The following is a 3,202-nucleotide window of genomic DNA, read 5'->3' as shown; positions in this document are numbered from 1 at the left end:
AGGAAGTCAAAGTGCGCTTGATACAATTACTATTAAGACAACTTCTGATTTAGGTGAGTATACACCGTATTTTATGACAGCCGGAGCAGCAACTAATAGTGCTGCTGGTTCTTCTGCTTCAAACATTCAAACAAGTATCGAAAACTTTGCTAGCTATGATGAATGAAAAGGTCTACTTGATAGAGTTATAACTTTATGAGGAAAAGATAATGCAGAAGATAAAGCAAAATTAGATGCTTTCTCTAATGCTCTTGCACCATTATTTATTGATGCAGCATTACGTTCAGTAACTATAGAAACACAAACTAAAAAAAATACAATAACTGCTAATTCAAAAATATTTTATGTAAAACCATGAACAGGTGATTTTACTTATGGTACTGCTCAAGATACTATGCTAGTTAATCTACAATCACCAGATACAAGAATAGGTGCAAACAAAACTACCTTACTTTTAAGTGGTTGACAAGATTATACAAATTCAACTACTTCAAATGGACTTCCATTTAAAAAATCAAAATCAAATGGTGTTTCTTCAAACTACTTTGAAATTGATGATATTAAATGATACTTTAATGGTGGCGGTTCTACTGATACTAAGTTATTAGGTTTACCACACCCATCAACAGGTACATCTGATAGATACGAATCAGGACTTGCAGTAGCAATTCGTTTCTTAATTGAAGCAGTAATTACTAATGATACTATGAGTAGATCAGCAGCAGTAGTAGAACAGCCAAGTACAACTTCGGGATCAGAAGGTTCAACAGATTCAGGAACAACTTCCTAATTAATCAAATAAAATTCATTCAATTAATTTTACAAATACAAAAAGCACTACAAATATGCGTAGTGCTTTTTTATACATTTAATAAATATTAAACCTATTTATTTTCTTTAATAGCTTTAAGTATTTCATCAAAACGATTATCGATTTTTTTATTCAATCTTTCTTCTAGGGCGTTAATTTGTTTTTGACTTTCTAACCTTGATTCTTCATGTTTCTTGTTATTCTCATCTTTAAATTCATCAAATCTTTTTTCTAGATTAATAATCTGTTGTTTAGATTCATCATGTCTTTTATTGTTATCATCTTTAAATTCATCAAATTTCTCGTCGATGTAAACAATTAATTCACCTTTTGATCTATTGTACAAATCAGTAAAATTTTTACCTTTTTTAGTTCCTCCACCTTTTTTAGGTTCTTTCACTATTTTTTCTCCTTCGATTGATAAATCATGTTTTAATTTTGAACCTTCTTCTGAAAAAAGATATTTTTTATCATTTGTATAAAGTTTATAATTTTTCTGAATATCTCTAAGATCCTTGCAATAAGTAGTAACATCAAGTTCTTCTCTATTATCTTTAGGTTTATTATCTGACATATATCTAGGTATATAAAAACTATAGCATTGTTCTTGCTATAGTTTGCAACACTAAATTTTTTAAAAAAATAATTATTAAGACTATTTTTTATCTTTTATAGCTTTAAGTATTTCATCAAATCTATCATCAATTTTCTTGTTTATTCTTTTTTCTAAAGCACCAATTTGTTTTCTGTTTTCTAATCTTGATTCTTCATGTTTTTTATTATTTTCTTCTTGAAATTCACGGAATCTTTGATCATTTTTTTCTTCAAATTCTCGAAACCTTTTCTCGTTGTTTTCTTCAAATTCTCGAAACCTTTTCTCGTTGTTTTCCTCGAATTTTTGAAATCTTTGTTCATTGTTTTCCTCGAATTTTTGAAATCTTCGATCATTTTTTTGTTCAGAATCATTAAACCTTTTTTCCATTTTTACTAGTTGATCCTGAAAGCTATCAAATCTTTGATTATTTTCTTGTTTAAAGTCATCAAACTTTTCATCAATATAATCGGTAAGCTCTGATTTTAATTTATTATATAGATCATCATTATTTCCACCATCGCCACCACCTGGTTTGCCAACTTTTCTAGTTCTAGGTTTTCTCACTATTTTTTCTCCATCAACTGATAAATCATGTTTTAATTTTGAGCCATCTTCTGAAAAAAGATATTTTTTCTCATTTGTATAAAGTTTATAATTTTTCTTCAGATCTCTAAGTCCCTTACAATAAGCAGCAACATCAAGTTCTTCTCTATCATCTTTAGGTTGATTATCTGACATATTTCTCCTTGAAATTTATAACTATTTAAATTATAAACTAAATTGTTATTGTACTATTAAAACAAGTCTTAAAAGTTTTAAAAGTGCAAAAAATATGAAAAAACCACAGCCTATAAGTGCCGTGGTTTTTGAATTTAATCTTGTTTATATTAAGAAAATAAGATTAACTAATTTATTGTTAGTTTTCTGATTCTCCATTATTTACTTCAGCTGGCACACTTGGAGTTGCTTCAGTATTTCCAGTAGTTTCTACTGTTGTTCTACTCATAGTATCTTTAGTAATAATTGCTTCTAATAAGAAACGAATTGCTACTGCTAGGCCAGTTTGATATCTATCAGATGTAGGTGTATCATTTGTAGTTTGTGGTTCAGGGGTACCAAATAATTTTAATTCAGCCCCACTATAGTAACCATTGAAATGTCATTTAACATTATCGATTTCAAAGAAACTTTCAAGTACACCATTTCCTTTAACATTTGAATCTTGACTACTGTTATTACCTTCTAAAGTTTTTCTGTCTTTGTTTCATGGTTTACCTGTTGATACAGGAGTTCATTTGTTATTTTCGTTTTTTCATTCATAGTTTTGGTATCCACTAAATAAGAATGTGTTTTGGTTCGCACCAATTCCATGTACGCCTGACTGACCATGTCTTGCCATATCTGTTCCACCAGTATCATTTGTATAAGTGATTTCGGTTGTTTTGAATGGTAATACATAGAAGATCATAGTTTCTGCTGTTACACTTGAATTTCTTGATGTTACTTGCGAAATAATTGTTTCTGATAGGGCGTTAGAGAAAGCATCTAATTTTGCTTTATCAGTTGTATTGTCTTGTCCATATAAAGTTGTAACTTTTGTAACAAATTCTTTTCACTTAGTAAAGTTATCGAAGTTTTCAAAAGTTAATTCAATATCTTGTTTTCGTTTATTTTCAGCTTGAGTACTATCTGCAACAAAAACTCGTAAATGGTTTATGTTCATAAAATACGGTGTATACTCACCTAAATCAGAAGTTGTCTTAATAGTAATTGTATCAAGCGCACTTTGACTTCTT

The 3,202-nt window shown here is 29.1% G+C and carries 4 protein-coding genes; 1 reads left to right on the top strand and 3 read right to left on the bottom strand.

The window, feature by feature from the left end; genetic code table 4:
* The coding region (locus tag CJJ23_RS05120) for a hypothetical protein (protein WP_180738045.1) at nucleotides 1-790 on the top strand (790 nt) is incomplete at its 5' end.
* A 94-nt stretch (nucleotides 791-884) separates the two neighbouring features.
* On the opposite strand, the gene CJJ23_RS04855 is transcribed toward CJJ23_RS05120, so the two are convergent.
* The 3 genes from CJJ23_RS04855 to CJJ23_RS05115 form a co-directional block, all read right to left on the bottom strand.
* Nucleotides 885-1,385: a hypothetical protein gene (locus CJJ23_RS04855; RefSeq protein ID WP_095335215.1), complete on the bottom strand. Its 501-nt coding sequence runs from the start codon at nucleotides 1,383-1,385 to the stop codon at nucleotides 885-887.
* 81 nt (nucleotides 1,386-1,466) lie between these two features.
* The gene (locus tag CJJ23_RS04850; protein ID WP_095335214.1) at nucleotides 1,467-2,144 is read right to left on the bottom strand and encodes a hypothetical protein; all 678 of its coding nucleotides are present in this window, start codon (nucleotides 2,142-2,144) and stop codon (nucleotides 1,467-1,469) included.
* A gap of 178 nt (nucleotides 2,145-2,322) precedes the next feature.
* A partial coding sequence (locus CJJ23_RS05115) for a hypothetical protein (RefSeq protein ID WP_180738044.1) occupies nucleotides 2,323-3,202 on the bottom strand: 880 nt, incomplete at its 5' end.

It is taken from the genome of Mycoplasmopsis agassizii, from assembly GCF_002276225.1.
GTDB classification, from domain to species: Bacteria; Bacillota_I; Bacilli_A; order Mycoplasmatales; family Metamycoplasmataceae; genus Mycoplasmopsis_B; species Mycoplasmopsis_B agassizii_A.
This window is presented reverse-complemented; position numbering and strand designations above follow the sequence as displayed.